At 67.1% G+C, this 17,241-nt stretch carries 13 protein-coding genes; 11 read left to right on the plus strand and 2 right to left on the minus strand.

Annotation, left to right across the window (positions count from 1 at the left end; genetic code table 11):
- Window positions 1-104: 104 nt before the first annotated feature.
- Window positions 105-2,600, plus strand: a complete 2,496-nt coding sequence (locus tag ABIB26_RS09300) for an ATP-dependent Clp protease ATP-binding subunit (RefSeq protein ID WP_354241706.1) — start codon at window positions 105-107, stop codon at window positions 2,598-2,600.
- 72 nt (window positions 2,601-2,672) lie between these two features.
- Here the strand turns inward: ABIB26_RS09300 and ABIB26_RS09305 are convergent, their stop codons facing one another.
- Window positions 2,673-2,969 (minus strand): hypothetical protein, encoded by a 297-nt coding sequence (locus ABIB26_RS09305; RefSeq protein ID WP_354241709.1) that lies wholly within the window; start codon window positions 2,967-2,969, stop codon window positions 2,673-2,675.
- Between the two features lie 264 nt (window positions 2,970-3,233).
- Between ABIB26_RS09305 and ABIB26_RS09310 the strand changes: the two genes are divergently transcribed.
- Genes ABIB26_RS09310 through ABIB26_RS09355 form a run of 10 tightly spaced genes read left to right on the plus strand, consistent with a single transcriptional unit; the run spans window position 3,234 to window position 16,378 of the window.
- Entirely contained in the window at window positions 3,234-4,541 is a 1,308-nt protein-coding gene (locus tag ABIB26_RS09310) for an ABC transporter substrate-binding protein (RefSeq protein ID WP_354241711.1), read from the plus strand.
- A 3-nt stretch (window positions 4,542-4,544) separates the two neighbouring features.
- A complete protein-coding gene (locus tag ABIB26_RS09315) occupies window positions 4,545-5,459 on the plus strand; it encodes a carbohydrate ABC transporter permease (protein ID WP_354241713.1) in 915 nt (304 codons plus the stop codon).
- A complete protein-coding gene (locus ABIB26_RS09320) occupies window positions 5,456-6,277 on the plus strand; it encodes a carbohydrate ABC transporter permease (protein WP_354241716.1) in 822 nt (273 codons plus the stop codon). The genes ABIB26_RS09315 and ABIB26_RS09320 overlap by 4 nt, the downstream gene beginning before the upstream one ends.
- Entirely contained in the window at window positions 6,274-8,436 is a 2,163-nt protein-coding gene (locus tag ABIB26_RS09325; protein ID WP_354241719.1) for a beta-galactosidase, read from the plus strand. Before ABIB26_RS09320 ends, ABIB26_RS09325 begins: the two co-directional genes overlap by 4 nt.
- Complete coding sequence (gene gcvPA, locus ABIB26_RS09330; RefSeq protein WP_354241722.1) at window positions 8,433-9,803, plus strand: aminomethyl-transferring glycine dehydrogenase subunit GcvPA; 1,371 nt, start codon at window positions 8,433-8,435, stop codon at window positions 9,801-9,803. The genes ABIB26_RS09325 and gcvPA overlap by 4 nt, the downstream gene beginning before the upstream one ends.
- A 1-nt stretch (window position 9,804) precedes the next feature.
- Window positions 9,805-11,418, plus strand: a complete 1,614-nt coding sequence (gene gcvPB / locus ABIB26_RS09335; protein ID WP_354241725.1) for an aminomethyl-transferring glycine dehydrogenase subunit GcvPB — start codon at window positions 9,805-9,807, stop codon at window positions 11,416-11,418.
- Between the two features lie 33 nt (window positions 11,419-11,451).
- Window positions 11,452-12,750: an extracellular solute-binding protein gene (locus tag ABIB26_RS09340; protein ID WP_354241728.1), complete on the plus strand. Its 1,299-nt coding sequence runs from the start codon at window positions 11,452-11,454 to the stop codon at window positions 12,748-12,750.
- Between the two features lie 4 nt (window positions 12,751-12,754).
- Entirely contained in the window at window positions 12,755-13,717 is a 963-nt protein-coding gene (locus ABIB26_RS09345) for a carbohydrate ABC transporter permease (RefSeq protein ID WP_354241731.1), read from the plus strand.
- A 4-nt stretch (window positions 13,718-13,721) separates the two neighbouring features.
- The gene (locus tag ABIB26_RS09350) at window positions 13,722-14,624 is read left to right on the plus strand and encodes a carbohydrate ABC transporter permease (protein WP_354241734.1); all 903 of its coding nucleotides are present in this window, start codon (window positions 13,722-13,724) and stop codon (window positions 14,622-14,624) included.
- Window positions 14,624-16,378 (plus strand): MGH1-like glycoside hydrolase domain-containing protein, encoded by a 1,755-nt coding sequence (locus ABIB26_RS09355; RefSeq protein ID WP_354241737.1) that lies wholly within the window; start codon window positions 14,624-14,626, stop codon window positions 16,376-16,378. The genes ABIB26_RS09350 and ABIB26_RS09355 overlap by 1 nt, the downstream gene beginning before the upstream one ends.
- 91 nt (window positions 16,379-16,469) lie before the next feature.
- Here ABIB26_RS09355 and ABIB26_RS09360 read toward each other — a convergent pair whose 3' ends face one another.
- Window positions 16,470-17,228: an SDR family NAD(P)-dependent oxidoreductase gene (locus tag ABIB26_RS09360; protein ID WP_354241740.1), complete on the minus strand. Its 759-nt coding sequence runs from the start codon at window positions 17,226-17,228 to the stop codon at window positions 16,470-16,472.
- Window positions 17,229-17,241 lie beyond the last annotated feature (13 nt).

Raw genomic sequence — 17,241 nt, forward strand, 5'->3', positions numbered from 1 at the left:
CGTCCGATGAATCAGGTTCTCTAATATCCTGCCTCCGGCCAACGCCCCAAGCGGGTCCGAAGCGACGTAGCATCAAGGTAGGTGGCAGCCAGGAGGGTGGCGAAATGTTTGAGCGATTCACGGACCGTGCCCGTCGCGTAGTTGTGCTTGCCCAGGAAGAGGCACGCATGCTGAACCACAATTACATTGGTACCGAACACATCCTCCTGGGTCTGATCCATGAGGGTGAAGGTGTTGCCGCCAAAGCCCTGGAGTCCCTTGGCATTTCGCTCGACGGCGTCCGCGAGCAGCTGCAGGAGATTCTCGGCCCCGGCCATGAGTCCCCGTCCGGCCACATCCCCTTCACCCCGCGCGCCAAGAAGGTGCTGGAGCTCTCGCTGCGCGAGGCCCTGCAGCTGGGACACAACTACATCGGCACCGAGCACATCCTGCTCGGCCTCATCCGTGAGGGTGAAGGCGTGGCCGCCCAGGTGCTGGTCAAGCTCGGCGTGGACCCGAACCGGGTCCGCCAGCAGGTCATCCAACTCCTCTCGGGTTACCAGGGCAACGAAACCACCGGTGCCGGCCGCGGCCAGGACCAGGCCGAGGGCACCCCCGCCGGTTCCGTGGTCCTGGACCAGTTCGGCCGCAACCTGACCCAAGCGGCGCGCGAGAACAAGCTGGACCCCGTGATCGGGCGCGAGCAGGAAATAGAACGCGTCATGCAGGTCCTGTCCCGCCGCACGAAGAACAATCCGGTGCTGATTGGTGAGCCCGGCGTCGGCAAGACAGCCGTCGTCGAAGGCCTGGCGCAGGCGATTGTCCGTGGTGATGTTCCCGAAACCCTCAAGGGCAAGCAGCTCTACACCCTGGACCTCGGGTCCGTGGTGGCAGGTTCCCGGTACCGCGGTGACTTCGAAGAGCGCCTCAAGAAGGTCCTGAAGGAGATCCGCACCCGCGGCGACATTCTTTTGTTCATTGACGAGATCCACACCCTGGTGGGTGCCGGTGCGGCCGAGGGTGCCATCGATGCGGCTTCGATCCTGAAGCCGTTGCTGGCCCGGGGCGAGCTCCAGACCATCGGTGCGACGACGCTGGATGACTATCGCAAGCACATCGAGAAGGATGCTGCCCTGGAGCGCCGTTTCCAGCCGATCCAGGTCAAGGAACCCTCCGTGGGCGACGCGATCGAGATCCTCAAGGGGCTCCGGGACCGGTACGAGGCGCACCACCGTGTCACCATTACCGACGGCGCGCTGGTCGCTGCGGCGAACCTGTCCGAGCGTTACATCTCGGACCGTTTCCTGCCGGACAAGGCGATCGACCTGATTGACGAGGCCGGCGCGCGGCTGCGCATCCGCCGGATGACGGCCCCGCCGGAGCTCAAGGTCATGGACGAGAAGATCGCCGCGATGAAGCTGGAGAAGGAATCTGCGATTGATTCGCAGGACTACGAGGGCGCCTCAGCGCTCCGCGACAAGGAGAAGAAGCTCGCCGCCGAGCGTAAAGAGAAGGAGCGCCAGTGGAAGACCGGCGGCATGGACGACATCTCCGAAGTCGATGAGGAACTGATCGCCGAGGTCCTGGCGAATGCCACCGGCATTCCGGTCTTCAAGCTGACCGAGGAGGAATCCAGCCGGCTGCTGAAGATGGAAGACGAGCTGCACCAGCGTGTTGTGGGCCAGGAGGAGGCGATTAAGTCGGTTTCGCGGGCCATCCGCCGTACCCGTGCGGGCCTGAAGGACCCGAAGCGCCCGGGCGGTTCGTTCATTTTCGCCGGCCCCACCGGCGTGGGCAAGACCGAGCTGGCCAAGGCCCTCGCCGAGTTCCTGTTCGGCGAAGAAGATGCCCTGATCACCCTGGACATGTCCGAATACTCGGAGAAGCACACGGTGTCGCGTCTCTTCGGTGCCCCTCCGGGCTACGTCGGTTACGACGAGGGCGGCCAGCTGACCGAGAAGGTCCGGCGCCGTCCGTTCTCCGTTGTGCTGTTCGACGAAGTGGAGAAGGCCCATGCCGATCTTTTCAACTCTCTGCTGCAGATCATGGAAGACGGCCGCCTGACCGACTCCCATGGCCGCGTGGTGGACTTCAAGAACACCGTGATCATCATGACCACGAACCTCGGCACCCGGGACATCTCCAAGACCGTTGCCACCGGCTTCCAGTCCGGCACGGACACGCAGACCGGCTACAACCGGATGCGGGCCCGGGTCACGGAGGAGCTTAAGCAGCACTTCCGCCCCGAGTTCCTGAACCGTGTTGACGACGTTGTGGTCTTCCCGCAGCTGACCCAGGACGAGATCATCGAGATCGTGGACATGTTCGTGGGCCGGCTGGAGAAGCGCCTCAAGGACAAGGACATGGGCATCGAGCTCACACCCGCGGCCAAGGTGCTCCTGGCGACCCGCGGCTACGATCCGGCGATGGGTGCCCGGCCGCTGCGCCGCACCATCCAGCGCGAGATCGAGGACCAGCTCTCCGAGAAGATCCTCTTCGGCGAACTGCACGGCGGCGACATCGTGGTGGTGGATGTGGAAGGCGAAGGCGACGACGCCAAGTTCACGTTCGCCGGCAACGCCAAGCCCCGCATCCCGGACGCCTTGCCTGCCGCGAGCTAACCGCGCCCACTTCCGATCAGCAGGAACCGGCACGATCACGTGGCTGGGCCGCCGCCGGCAGGGCTCGGGGGATCAGGCGTCGGCGCCGGGAGTGAAGTAACTGTGGACGTCGTAGTAAGTCACCTTCGGAGCATCCGGAAAACCGACCTCAGCTGTGATCGGACCGATCTGTTCCTGCGCGAAGGCATCGTACAACTCGCGGGACTTCCAGACATCAGTGACGAGTAGTCCGTTCTCTGTAGCGACTGCCCAATGCGATATGGCGCCGGACGGAGCCGGGCCGCCGGGGGTCAGACCCATTTTTTTGATGGTCTCGTCATATTGCGCCAAGGTGGCGCCGGTGAATTCCATAATGATTGCGACTGCCATGGCCTGCTCCTCAGAACATGCAGGCCATCAGGCGACGGCCCGCGAATAAACGATATGGCCCGGTCTACGCCCGGCGGGAAGTTTCGTCAACACATCCCGGAGACGGCGAGACATGCGCTGTTACCGGCGTCTCGCTGAGCGTGAGCGTCGGATCAACCATGTCCCCCTTCTGCGCCTTCGCGTGTCAGAAACGTGTTGACCATCACAATCAATGTTGTACAGTGTGTACTGTATACAGAATTTTGGTCGAGACAAGGAAGTCAAATGCTCAAATTCGTGAAGCTGGGAGCCCCGTTGCTGGCCTTGGGCTTGGTGTCCGGCTGCGCAGCGGGCGGTGTGCCAGCCCCATCCGGCACCCGCCTGGAGTCAAATGCCGCAGTGTCCGGCGAGATCACAGTATGGAGCTGGGACACCGCCGCCACCGCACTCAAGCGCCTGGCCGGCACCTACACGGCCAGCCACCCCGGCACCACCGTCAACGTGGTGGACGTTGGCTACGACAACGCCTACGACAAGCTGTCGGTGGGGCTGCAGGCCAACAGTGGACTTCCCGACGTCGTCACGGTTGAAACGGACCGGATGCCCGGCTACATCCACCAGTTCCCGAAGGGATTCACGGACCTGGTGCCGCTGGTGGGCGCGGGCAAGGCGGACTTTGACCAGTCCAAGGTCTCCGCCTCCACCGATGCCGACGGGCACTTGCTCTCGCTGCCTTGGGACTCCGGAACCGTGGCGCTGTACGTGCGCACCGACTACCTCGCGGCGGCCGGCGTGGACCCGGCGTCGCTGGGCACATGGGACCAGCTGCTCGCGGCCGGGGAAAAGATCAAGGCCGCCACCGGCAAAACGCTGGTCTCCACGGACCTGTCCACCGGCGGATTGTTCCAGATGATGCTCCAGCAGCAGGGCAAGGGCCTGTTCACCAGCGCAGGCGACATTGATGTCAGCTCCAATGAGGCCGTCAGCGCATTGTCCGTCATCAAGGCGATGAACGACCAAGGCCTGCTCAACAACGTCAAGGGCTGGGACGGGCGCGTCAGCGCCGCCAAGGACGGCAAATCCGCTGTAACCCCCGAGGCCGTCTGGTGGACCGGCACGCTGACCTCGGAAATGCCCGAACTGGCCGGAAAGTACGCCGTGGTGCCGCTGCCGGCCTTCGCCGCGGGCGGCGCCCGCACCTCGAACAATGGCGGCTCCACGGTGGCCATCCCGACGCAAGCCAAGAACCCCCAGCTGGCGGGTTCCTTCATCAGCTTTGTCCTGGCCAGCCAGGACAACCAGGTGTCGATGATGCAGGAGGAGGGTCTGTTCCCGTCCTACCTGCCGGCCCTGGACGCTCCGCTGTTCCACGAACCGCAGCCGTATTTCGCCGGCCAGAAGGCCTACGAGCTGTTCGCTGCGCAGACCCGGAACATCCCCTCCATCAGCTACACCAGTGACAACTCCAAGGCCGGGGACATCGTGGCCAACGCCGTGGTGGCCGCCGTGCTCAACCACGAGGATCCGGCCGCGGCGCTGAAGTCGGCCGCGGACCAGATTGCCACCGCCACCAGCCGCAAGATTGCGCAGTAGCTCATGACCTCAACGCTTCTCCGGGCCGCCGCGAAGGCGGCGGGCCGGGACGGCGCCCGCAGGCCGCGCCGCCGTCGTCCGGGCTTCTGGTTTGTCCTGCCGGCCGCCGCGCTCTTTGTTGTCTTCTTTCTCTACCCCCTGGCCTCCTCCCTGTGGCAGAGCCTCTTCACCACCACAGGTGGGGAATCGAAGTTTGTCGGCGGTGCCCAATACGTGCGGCTGTTCCAGGATCCGCTGGTGTCCAAGAGCCTGTTCAACGCCTTCCTGATCCTGGTCATCCAGGTGCCGCTGATGATCTGCATTGCCATCGGTCTGGCTTACCTGCTTAACCAGTCCTGGCTGCGCTTCAAGACCGGCTTCCGGGCCCTGCACTTCCTGCCGGCCGTCACCACGCTGGTGGCCTATTCCCTGGTCTTCCGGATCATGTTGGCCACGGACGGGGGAGCGGTGAACCAGCTGCTGGGCATGGTGGGCATGGCGCCGGTCGACTGGCTGAACAGCGAGGTCTGGGCCCGGGTGGCGCTGATCGCCTCCATCATCTGGCGCTGGACCGGCTACAACATGATCATCATCCTGGCCGGCCTGCAGGGCATTCCGGCCGAGCTGTACGAGGCCGCCCGGATCGACGGCGCGGGCCGCTGGGCCACGTTCACCAAGATTGTCATCCCGCAGCTGCGCCCGGTGATCCTCTTCAGCACCGTCACCTCCACCATCGGAGCCCTGCAGCTCTTCGACGAAAACTTCATCCTCACCGGTGGCGGTCCCAGCGACGCGACCCTCACCCCGGTCCTCTACCTCTACAAAGTGGGCTTCCGCCAGTTTGATTTCGGCTACGCCTCGGCCATTGCCTGGCTGCTGGTGGCCCTGATCGCCATCATTTCCGTTGTCCAGTTCCGCATCATGAGGGAGAAGCCGTGATCCAGACCCTCCAGCGTCTGCCCGTCTACCTCGCGTTGGCGGCCGGCGCGGTGCTGAGCATCATCCCGTTCCTGTGGATGGTAATCGCTTCCACCCACACAACGTCGTCGCTGTTCGCCTCGCCGCTGCCGCTGCTGCCGGGCGGGGAGTTGTGGACCAACCTGGCCCGGCTGCAGGCGGAGACCAACTTTGGCCAGGTGATGGTCAACTCCCTGCTGGTGGCCGTGGTCTACACCTTCTTCTCCGCGATCGTCAGTGCGATGTGCGGCTATGGCCTGGCCAAGTTCCGCTTCCGCGGCCGCGGCCTGGTGCTCGGCGCCGTGCTGTTGACCATGATGATCCCGATGCAGGTGCTGCTGGTGCCGTTGTTCCAGATGATGGCGAGCCTGGGCTGGGTGGACAGCTACCAGGCCCTGATCCTGCCGTTCCTGGCCAACTCGTTCGGCATCTTCCTGATGCGCCAGGCGTTCCAGGAATTCCCGGACAGCCTGATCGAGTCGGCCCGGATCGACGGGGCTGGCGAGCTGAAGACGTTCTACCGGATTGTCCTTCCGGTGGCGCGGCCGCAGCTGGCGGCGCTGATGATCTACACCTTCATCAGCCAGTGGAACTCGTTCATCTGGCCGCTGCTCATGCTCAACAGCGAGGACAAGTACACCCTGCCGGTGGCGCTGAACACCATGATCGGGCTGTCCCGGGTGGACTACTCCGGCCTGATGCTGGGCTCGCTGCTGGCCACGCTGCCGCTGCTGATCGTGTTTGTGGTTTTTCAAAAGCAATTCGTATCCGGACTTATGGGAGGGGCGGTCAAAGGATGACCCGCACTGTGAAACTCGACGGCATCGCATTCGGGGGCGACTACAACCCCGAGCAGTGGCCGCGGGAGGTTTGGGCCGAGGATGTGCGCCTGATGAAGGAGGCCGGAGTCAACTTCATCACCGTCTCCGTGTTCTCCTGGCCGCTGCTGGAACCGGAGGAGGGCCGCTTTGATTTCGGCTGGCTGGATGAGGTCATCGAGCTGCTGCACGACGCCGGGATCGCCGTCGACTTGGCCACCGCCACGGCCACCCCGCCGGCCTGGCTGGTCCGCAGGCACCCGCAGGTCCTCCCGGTGACGGCCGAGGGCGTGCGCCTGGAGTTTGGCTCCCGGCAGGCCTACTGCTTCAGCTCGCCGGTGTTCCGCGAGTACGCGCTCAAGCTCACCCGTGCGATGGCCGAGCGCTACGGCACCCACCCGGCCGTGCGGCTGTGGCACGTCTCCAACGAGTACGGCGACCACGTCTCCCGCTGCTGGTGCGAGGCCTCCGGGGCGCACTTCCGCACCTGGCTGCGGGCCAAGTACGCCAGTATCGGCGCACTGAACGAGGCCTGGGGGACCAGCTGCTGGGGGCAGCACTACCTGGACTTTGAGGCCATCGAACCGCCGCGGCTGGCCACCGGCCCGATCAACTCCACGCAGCGGCTGGACTTCGAGCGCTTCTCCTCCGACGCCATGCTGGAACTGTTCGCCGCCGAGGTGGCGGTGCTGCGCGAGGTCACGCCGGAGCTTCCGGTCACGACCAACTTCATGTCCATCCTGCCCGATCTGGACTACTTCAAGTTCGCCGACGCCGAGGACATCGTCACCGACGATGCCTACCCGGACCCGGCCGACCCCCGCGCCCACGTGGACGCGGCGCTGAACTACGCGCTGATGCGCGGGGCCAAGGGCGGCGCGCCGTGGCTGCTGCTGGAACAGTCCGCCAGCGCCGTCAGCTGGCGCGAGGTCAACGTGCCCAAGGCCCCGGGCGTGATGCGGCTGGACAGCTACCAGGCGATGGCCCACGGCGCCGACGGCATCATGTACTTCCAGTGGCGCGCGGCCAGGTTCGGCCCGGAGAAGTTCCACGCCGCCATCCTTGGCCACCGCGGCGAACGCAGCCGCACCTTCGCCGAATGCAAGGCCCTCGGCGCCGAACTGGCCGGGCTGGCCGCTGTCAAGGGCAGCCGGGTGGCCGCCGACGTGGCCATGCTCTGCGACTGGGATTCCAACTGGGCGCTGGCCGCCCCGGACTCGCTGCCGACGGACCGGCTGACCTGGATCAAGGCCGCGCGGTCCTGGCACCGTGCCGCCTTCGGGCGAGGCGCCACCGTGGACCTGGTCCGCGCCGGGGCCGACTGGTCCGGCTACAAGGTGCTACTGGTGCCCAACCTGTACCTGGTGCAGGCCGAGCTGGCCGCCCAGCTGGAGGCCTTCGCCGCCGGCGGCGGGACGGTCGTCGTTGGGCCATTCTCCGGCGTGGTGGATGCCAACGACCACATGCACGACGGCGGCGCCCCCGGGCTGCTTCGACCCCTGCTGGGGGTCGAAGTGGACGAGGTGTGGCCGTTGCCCGACGGCGAGACCGGGGAGATCGTGCTCGCCGGCACACCGCACGGTGTCCACACCATCAGCGAATGGCTGGAGCCCGTTGACGCGCGCACCGTGGCCAGCTACCGCGGCGGCGAGCTCGACGGCCGCGCCGCCGTGACCGTCCGGACGCACGGGGCCGGCAGCGCCTGGTACCTCAGCGCGGCCCTGGACGACGACGGCCTGCGCGCGCTGGTCGGGGAGATCCTCGAGGAGGCGGGCGTGGTCCTGCGCCCGGCACCGGCCACCACCGCGGCCGGCGAGGCCGTGGAGCTGGTGGTGCGCCGCGGACCGGAGTCCGCGTTCACCTTCGTGCTCAACCGCGGCACGGACCCCGTGGCGGCCCGGCTTCCGGCCGGCGCCCTCATCCTTGTCGGCGATGGACCCGCCGACGGCCGGTCCGCCCACGGCCGGTCCGCCGACGGCCGGTCCGCCGACGGCCCGTCCACCGTCCACACCCTTCCCGCCCGCGGCGTGCTGGTGGTCCAGCACGCCCACACCGACGCCGTCGTCCTCCGCCCGGAGCCGGCCGGCACCACAACCTTTTCGACCATCCTTTCCACTCCAACAGCAGAGGTGACCTCATGACGGAACAAGCCGTCCATCCATATATCCCGAACACCGCCCCCGAGTCCCGGGCAGCCATGCTGGCAGCCACCGGCGCGGAGAGCATCGAGGAGTTCTACGCCGACATCCCCGCCGAGCTGCGGGTTAAGGGCCTCTTGAACCTGCCCGAGCCTTTCCTGGCCGAGGCGGACCTGGAACGCCATGTCAGCTCGCTGCTGGCCAAAAACACCAGCACCCGCGAATACCTGACCTTTCTGGGGGCTGGAACCTACAACCACTACATCCCCGCCGTGGTGGACGATGTCATCAACCGCAGCGAGTTCCTGACGGCCTACGCCGGGGAGCCCTATGAGGACCACGGACGCTTCCAGGCCCTGTTCGAGTACCAGTCCCTGATGGCCGAGCTGCTGAACATGGACGTCGTGAACGTCCCTACCTACGACGGGTACCAGGCCACGGCGACGTCGCTGGCCATGGCAGGCCGCATCACCGGCCGCCGCTCGGTCATCGTGGCCAGCGATGTGCACCCGGACAAGATGTCCAAGGTCCGCGACTACGTCCGCCCGTTCCTGGACCTGGTGGTTGTCCCCACCATCGACGGCACGGCCGACCTGGCCGCGGTCCGCAGCCTGATCAGCGACGAGACGGCCGCCGTCTGGCTGGAGGCCCCCAGCTATTTCGGTGCGCTCGAGGCGGCCGGCGCAGAGCTGGCCGAAGCGGCCCATTGCCGCGGCGCGCTGGTGGTTGTCGGCACCGACCCGATTGGCTACGGCGTGCTGGCCCCGCCGGCTGACTGGGGAGCCGACATTGTCTGCGGCGACATCCAGTCCTTGGGCGTGCGGCAGTGGTTCGGCGGGGGCCGCGGCGGCTTCATCGCCGTCCACGACGACCCCAGGTTTGTGCTGGAAATGCCCTCGCGCCTCTTCGGCATCGAAAGCACCACCGTGCCCGGCGAGTACGGCTTCGGCGACGTGGCCTGGGACCGGACGTCCTTTGCGCTGCGCGAAGAGGGCAAGGAATGGGTGGGAACGGCTGCCGCCCTCTGGGGCATCGCCGCCGGCGTGTACCTCTCCGTGATGGGACCGGCCGGCATGGCCGAACTGGGCGAAACCCTGCTGGCCCGCACCGCCTACGCCCGCCAGACGCTGGCGGCGCTCGACGGCGTCGAGCTCACCGACACGGCGCTGCACCTGCGCGAGTTCACCATCGACTTCGCCGCCACCGGCGTGAGCGCACGCCGCCTGGTGGAGCTGCTGCGCGCGGCCGACATCGACGCCGGTGTGGTGGTGGGTGAGCACCGCCTGCTCGTGTGCGTCACCGAGCTGACCGCCACCACCGACATTGACCAGCTGGCCGCCGTGCTGGCCACCACCTTCAAGGAGAACTGAGATGAGCCTTCCCGTAGCACCCAAGCCAGCCCTGCGCCGTTTCCACCAGGCCAGCTGGGATGAGCCGATCATCTTCGAACTGAGCACCCCCGGCGAACGCGGTGTGCTGGTCCAGCGCCCCGCGGCCCGGGAATCCGAGGCCCTGCAGCGCCGCGCCGGCCAGCTGGCCGCCGTGAAGCGCAGCGCCGCCCCCGCCCTGCCCGAACTGGCCCAGATGCGCGTGGTGCGCCACTTCCTGCGCCTGAGCCAGGAGAACCTGGGCGCCGATTTCAACGTCGACATCGGCCAGGGCACCTGCACCATGAAGTACAGCCCGAAGATCAACGAGGTGGTGCTGCGCACCACCAAGGCCATGGACCTGCACCCGCTGCAGGACGAGGCCAAGGTCCAGGGCATCCTGGAGATCTTCTGGCGGACGGAGCAGCTGCTGGCGGAGATCTCCGGCCTGGAGCGCGTGAGCCTGCAGACCCAGGGCGGATCGGCCGCAATCTGGTCCAACATCGCCATGATCCGCGCCTACCACGAGTCCAACGGCGAGGGCGGGACCCGCGACGAGGTCATCACCACGATCTTCTCCCACCCCTCCAACGCCGCCTGCGCCAAGGCCGCCGGATACAAGGTCATCACCCTGATGCCCGACGCCGACGGCTACCCGGACATCGAGGCCCTCAAGGCCGCCATCTCCCCGCGCACCGCAGCGCTGATGATCACCAACCCGGAGGACACCGGCATCTACAACGCCCGGATCCGCGAGTTCGTGGACCTGGTGCACGGCGTCGGCGGCCTCGCGGCATACGACCAGGCCAACGCCAACGGCATCCTGGGCATCACCCGCGCCCGGGAAGCGGGCTTTGACCTGTGCCACTTCAACCTGCACAAGACCTTCAGCACCCCGCACGCCAGCGGCGGTCCGGGCGCCGGTGCCAGCGCCGTCTCGGCCAAGCTGGTCCCGTTCCTGCCGGGCCCGACCATCGACAAGGTGGGCGAGAAGTTCGTCATCAACGGCGACCGCCCGCAGTCGGTCGGCAAGATCGCCCCGTTCTACGGCGTCACCCCGAACATCATCCGCGCCTACGCCTGGATCATGGCCCTCGGTGCCGAGGGCCTGCGCCAGGTGGCCGAGATCGCCGTGCTGAACAACAACTACCTGCTCGGCCAGGTCCTGGCCATCCCCGGCGCCAGCGCCCCCTACGCCGAGGGCAAGCGGCGCATCGAGCAGGTCCGCTACTCCTGGCAGGACCTCTTCGAGGAGACGGGCATCTCCTCGGAGGAGATCGGCATCCGGCTCTCCGATTTCGGCATGCACTACTGGACCAGCCACCACCCCTACCTGGTGGCGCAGCCCTTCACGCTGGAGCCCACCGAGTCCTACTCCAAGTCCGAGATCGACGAGTACGTGGCGGCCCTGGCCGAGGTGGTGCGCGAATGCCGCGAGGAACCGGAAACGGTGCGCACCGCCCCGCACAACCAGACGGTCCACCACATCCACCACGACGATCTTGATGCGCCGGAGCGCTGGGCCATCACCTGGCGCGCCTACCAGCGCAAGTACTTCGGCACCGGTCCGGCCACGGCTCCAGCCCCGGCCGCCGTCGCCGATCCCGCCGTCCGCTGACACCCGTCCACCCGCACTGCTGAGGAGAACACCATGACCAGTTCCACCCTTAACCGCCGTACGTTCTTTGCCGGTTCGCTCGGTGCGGCCTCGCTGCTGGCCCTCGCGGCCTGCAGCGGCGGCGGACAGGCAGCTGCCGACAAGTCGGCCAAGATCACGTGGTCCACCTGGGGCACCCCGGAGGAGGGCGAGCGGTTCAAGAAATTCAATGAGCAGTTCAAGAAGGACCACGCCACCATCGCCGCCACGCTGCAGATGGTGCCGTCCTACTCGGACTACCACTCCAAGCTCCTCACCCAGCTGACCTCCGGCACGGCGCCGGACGTCTTCTACGTGGGCGATGACTACATGGGCAAGTTCGTCGATGCAGGTGTGCTGATGAACCTGGACTCCGTGGTGAATGCCGCCGGCGGTTCCATCAAGGCCGCGGACTTCAACGCGGCCCTGTTCGGTGCGGCCAGGACGGACAAGGGCCTCTTCGCCCTGCCGAACGACTGCAACCCGGACGTGATGTGGTTCGACAAGAAGGCACTGGCCGCCGCAGGCATCACGGAGAACCCGGCCGAGCTGGCGGCTGCCGGAAAGTGGACCGTGGAGAAGTTCCTGGAGATGTGCTCCAAGCTGGCCGCCGCCGGCATGCACGGCGCACTGTTCTGGAACTACTGGGCCACGCACTGGAGCTGGGTTGCGGCCAACGGCGGCACGGTGTTCGACGCCGCGGGCAATTTTGTCCTGCCCGAGGATGCCGCAGCCAAGGCGGCGCTGAAGAGCCTCGGCGAGGGCTTCCAGCAGAAGCTGTTCACGGTGGCCGACACGCTGCCCGAGGGATCCGGCGGAGACAGCCTCTTCGCCACCCACAAGGCCGGTTTTTACGTCCAGGGCCGCTACGGCATTGCCACCGCGGCGCAGTCCGGCAACAAGGATGACTACGACATCGCGCCGTGGCCCTCCGTCTCCGGCAAGCCGGGCGCCAGCGGCGTGGCCGCCTCCTATCTGGTCATCAACGCCAAGTCCAAGTCGCCCGAGGCCGCCACCACATTCCTGACGGACTTCCTCAGCGCCAAGGGCCAGTCGCTCCGCCTGGCCGACGGCGGCAACGCCGTCCCGTCGATCAAGGGCGCCGACGCCGTGGTCCTGGACGGGTCCTACCCGGCCCACGCCCAGACCTTCTTGGACCTGCGCGACGCCGGCTTCTCCGACTACGCCAAGGAGGCCAGGGTTCCCGGACTGTCCTCGGACGTCAGCGAACTGATGCTTTCCCTGTACGAGGGCAAGGCCGGCGTGGACGATGTCGTGGCATCCCTGACCACACTGATGGAAAAGGCGGCCTGACGTCGTGGCAACTACGCTGACGGGCAGCCGCTCCGGCGGCCGCCCGTCCGGTGGCACCCACAAGGCCCCCACCGTGGAACGCAAGGAAGCCGGCTGGCGCAAGCGCGACCGCTGGATGGGGCTGGTCTTCGTCAGCCCGCAGCTGCTGGGCATGATCGTCTTTGTCCTGCTGCCGTTCGCCGTCGGCATGGTCCTGGCCTTCGCCAAATGGGACGGGCTCACGGCGCTGGAATGGGTGGGCGCGGACAACTTTGCCGCCCAGCTGGGCAATCCGGAGTTCCTGCGGGCCATCATCAACACCGTGGCGATCGCCCTTATCACCGTCCCGGTGGGGCTGGCGCTGTCCCTGCTGATCGCTGTGGGGCTGGACCGGCTGCGCGGACGCACGGGCTACCTGATCATGTATTTCGCTCCGGTGATGACCAGCTCCATCGCCATTTCGCTGGTGTGGCAGCAGATCCTGCGGGCGGACGGGCCGCTGAACGCGTCCTTCGCCAAGGTGTTCGGCATCCCCGGTCCGGACTGGCTGGGGGATCCGCGCTTTGTGCTGCCGGCGGTGTGCATCGTGACCATCTGGTCCTCGCTGGGCTTGAACGTGATCATCTTTCTGGCCGGTCTGCAGGGCATCTCGCCGGCCATCCTGGAGGCGGCCAAGGTGGACGGCGCGGGCCCGCTGCGCACCATGCTGCGGATCAGGCTTCCGCTGCTGTCCCCGGTGGTGTTCTTCTCCACCGTGGTGGCGGTGATCAGCTCCTTCCAGACGTTCGACGTCGTCTTCATCCTCACCAAGGGCGGTGGACCGGACGACTCGGCACGGACCATCGTGTACCAGATCTATGAGGACGGCTTCAAGAACTTCGAGTTCGGCATGGCAAGCGCCGCCTCGATCATCTTGTTGCTCCTCACCCTCCTCGTCACGGCCGTGCAGCTCGGGCTGCAGCGCCGGTTTGTCCACTACGAAAGCTGACTCCGTGGCAACAACATTGATCCAAGACCCCCCGGTCCGCTCTTCAGTCTCTGAGGCCCCGGCCCGGCGCCGCGGCGGCAGCGGCTTGGCATCCCGGGTGCTCCTGCACGTACTGCCGGGCGTGGGCGGCTTCCTCATGGTGGCACCGTTCCTGTGGATGCTGCTGACGTCTTTCAAGTCCCTGCCGCAGATCATCGCGGACCCGCTGGGACTGTTCCCGGCACCGTGGAACTTCGCCAACTACGCCGACGCCTGGAACGCGGCGCCGTTTGGGCTGGCCTACTGGAACAGCATCTACATCTGCGTGCTCACCGTGGCCGGCACCATCATGACGGCGTCCATGGCGGCCTATGCGTTTGCCCGGATCGATTTCCGCGGCAGCAAGTTCCTGTTCGTGCTCTTCCTGGCCACCCAGATGGTCCCGCAGCAGGTGACGATCGTGCCGCTGTACATGGTGTTCTCGGCCCTGGGCTGGGTGGACACCCATCTGGCGCTGATCATCCCGGCCGTGCTCTGCAATCCCTTTGCGGTGTTCCTGGTCCGCCAGTTCATCCGTTCGCTGCCCGTGGAGCTGGAGGAAGCCGCGCGGCTGGACGGGGCGGGCCGCTGGCGGATCCTGTTCAGCATTGTGCTGCCGAACATTAAGCCCGGCCTGGCCGCGCTGTCCATCGTGGTGGCGCTGGCGGCCTGGAACAACTTCTTCCTGCCGCTGATCGTGCTTAACAGCGAGAACCAGTTCACCGTGCCGCTGCTGCTCTCCCAGTTCACCGGCCAATACGGCGGGATCAACTACTCGCTGGTCATGGCCGCCTCAGCCATCTCCATCGTCCCGATGCTGATCGCCTTCCTGATCGGCAACCGCAAGATCCTCAACTCCATGGCCATGTCCGGCATGGGCGGCTCCTGATGCGTGCCTGGGAGGGTGCGGAGCGGTTCATTGACCTGCTTGAGGTGCCGCTGACGGACCGCGGATCGCGGCTGCTGGTGTACAGGACCGATGACGGCGACGGCGGGGGTCTGCGGGTTGCCGGCGCCGTCTACGAGCGCAGCCCGGGAAAGTCCACCCATCTGCGCCGGATCGCCGTGCTGGACGGCGCAGGCCGGCCGCTGGAAATCACCGCCATAGGCCCGGAGGGCATCGCGTTTGGGGCCTCGGCCGCGTCCCTGGCGCTGGTGGGTGCCGACTCCCTGAGCATCGGCTCCTCCAACACCGGGGGAGCCGTGACGGTGCTGCTGGAACCCTTCGGCACCGGCACGGACGGGCAGGCTGTTTCCGAGGTGGACGCCGCCCCCATCCACTGGCACGGCACCGAGGGCACTGTAGCGTCGCCGGATGCGCACGGCGCCGTCCGGGTGCTGCTGCAGCCCGGCGGCAGCCTGCTGCTACGGATCGGGGGACCGGTGGCCAAGGCCCCGGAACCCGGCGACCACGCCGCGCTGCTGGCGGCCGCGGCAGGCCGCTGGGCGGACTGGTTCACCCGGCTGCCGGCCGTCCGCGGCACGGATCTGGAACTGGCCCGCTACGCCTGGTGGATCCTGGCCAGCAACATCGTCCAGCTGGATACCCACCCTGGCATCGACGTCGTCGTGCCCTCCAAGCAAGGATACGTGGCCGCCTGGCAGTGGGACTCCTACTTCATCAGCATCGGACTGCGCCACGGCGACGGCCGGCTGGCGGCGGACCAGATCCGGCTGTTCTTCGCGGAACAGTCACCCGACGGCGGCCTGCCGGACGTGGTCCACGACCACGGCACGCTGTCCTGCGTGGGGGACATGCCGCCCGGCGACCTGGCCACCATGGCCCGGATCCACGGAGCGGACTCGCCCATGGTCACCGAATCCGGTATGCCCATCACCAAGCCGCCGCTGGCGGCCTGGGCGGCCCGCGCCGTCGATGCCGTCGCCGGGACCACGCTGCAGAGCGAGCTTCGGGGTGGGTTGGACCGGCTGCACGAGTGGTGGTTCGCCCGCCCTGCACCGGACGGGCTGCCCGGCTACGAGCATGTCTATTCCTCCGGGCTGGACGATTCGCCGCTGTTCGACGACGGCGGACCGGTGTTCGCGCCGGATCTCCCAAGCTACCTGGTGGTGGCGCTGGATGCGATGGCCGACCTGGCCGAGGACGCCGGCGACGCCGCCGCGGCGGCCCGCCACCGCGCACGCGCCGACAAGACGGCGGCACAGCTGGTGGACCGGCGCTTCGATCCGGAGTTGGGGCGCTTTGTGGCCCGGACTCCGGCCGGGCGCCGGACCACGGTGACCCCGTTTGCGCTGATGCCGCTGCTGACCGGGCGCCTGCCGGAGCCGGTCAAGGCCGCGCTGGCCGCGCAGCTGGCGGATCCGGCTTCCCTGGGTACATCCTTCCCGCTGCCTACCGTGGGGTTCTCCGAGCCGGAGTTCAACCCGGACCGGATGTGGCGCGGACCCGTGTGGCTGAACGTGAACTGGCTGGTTGTCCAGGGCCTGCTGCGCAGCGGGCTCGAGGCCGAGGCCGCCGCGCTGGCGGAGCAGACGGTGGAAATGGTGGTCTGCAGTGGCGGACTGCACGAGTACTGGAATCCGTTGACCGGCCGGAGGGCGGCCGGTGCGACCACTGGCTTCGGCTGGTCGGCGGCGTTGTTCATTGACCTGGCCGTGTGGCTCGCGCACCGTGACGGGTGACCGCGGCGTTTCCTGAGATTGGTGAAGCCCCGTCCTGCACGCAGGACGGGGCTTCACTGGCTCTTGCGCTACAGCATGCCGGACACGCCGGTCAGGCGATGCCGCCGCCGTCGACCACCAGGGCAGATCCGGTCACGTAGCTGCTGGCGTCACTGGCAAGCCAAACGACGGCCTCGGCGATCTCTTCCGGCGTGCCCATCCGCTGCAGCGGCCGGTCGTTGGCTTCGGTCAGGAAGCTGGCCTCCTCCTGGGATAGTTGACGGGCTTCCTCGCGCAACATGGGTGTGTTGGTGTCTCCCGGGTTGACCGAGTTGACGCGTACGCCGTCTTTGCCATGGTCGATGGCCAGCGCGCGCGTCATGTTGACGACGGCAGCCTTGGAGGCGCAGTAGGACAGGGCATCGCCGCCGCCTTTCAGGCCCCAGCCCGAGCCGGTGTTGATGATGGAGCCTCCGCCGTTGGCGATCATCAGGGGCACTACGGACTTGCACATCAAGAAGACGCCGCGGACGTTGACCCCCATGACCTGGTCCCATTCCGCCGTCGTTGTGTCAATGACGTTTGCACGACGAATGATTCCGGCGTTGTTGAACAGGACGCTGATGGTCCCAAAGGCGCTGGCAGCCTCGGCCACGGCAGCCTGCACGGAGGCTTCGTCCGCCACATCGCCGGCGATGCCGAGTGCCTTGACGCCCAGCGCCTCAACTTCCTTGGCGACTGCTTGCGCGGCCGCGAGGTTGATGTCCACGACTGCGACGTCGGCACCCTCCGCAGCCATCGCGAGGGCTGTCGCCCGGCCAATGCCCGAGCCTCCGCCCGTAATGAGCGCCTTCTTGTTCTGCAGTCGCATTCCGTTCTCCATT

It is taken from the genome of Arthrobacter sp. UYEF20, assembly GCF_040546335.1.
GTDB lineage: Bacteria > Actinomycetota > Actinomycetes > Actinomycetales > Micrococcaceae > Arthrobacter.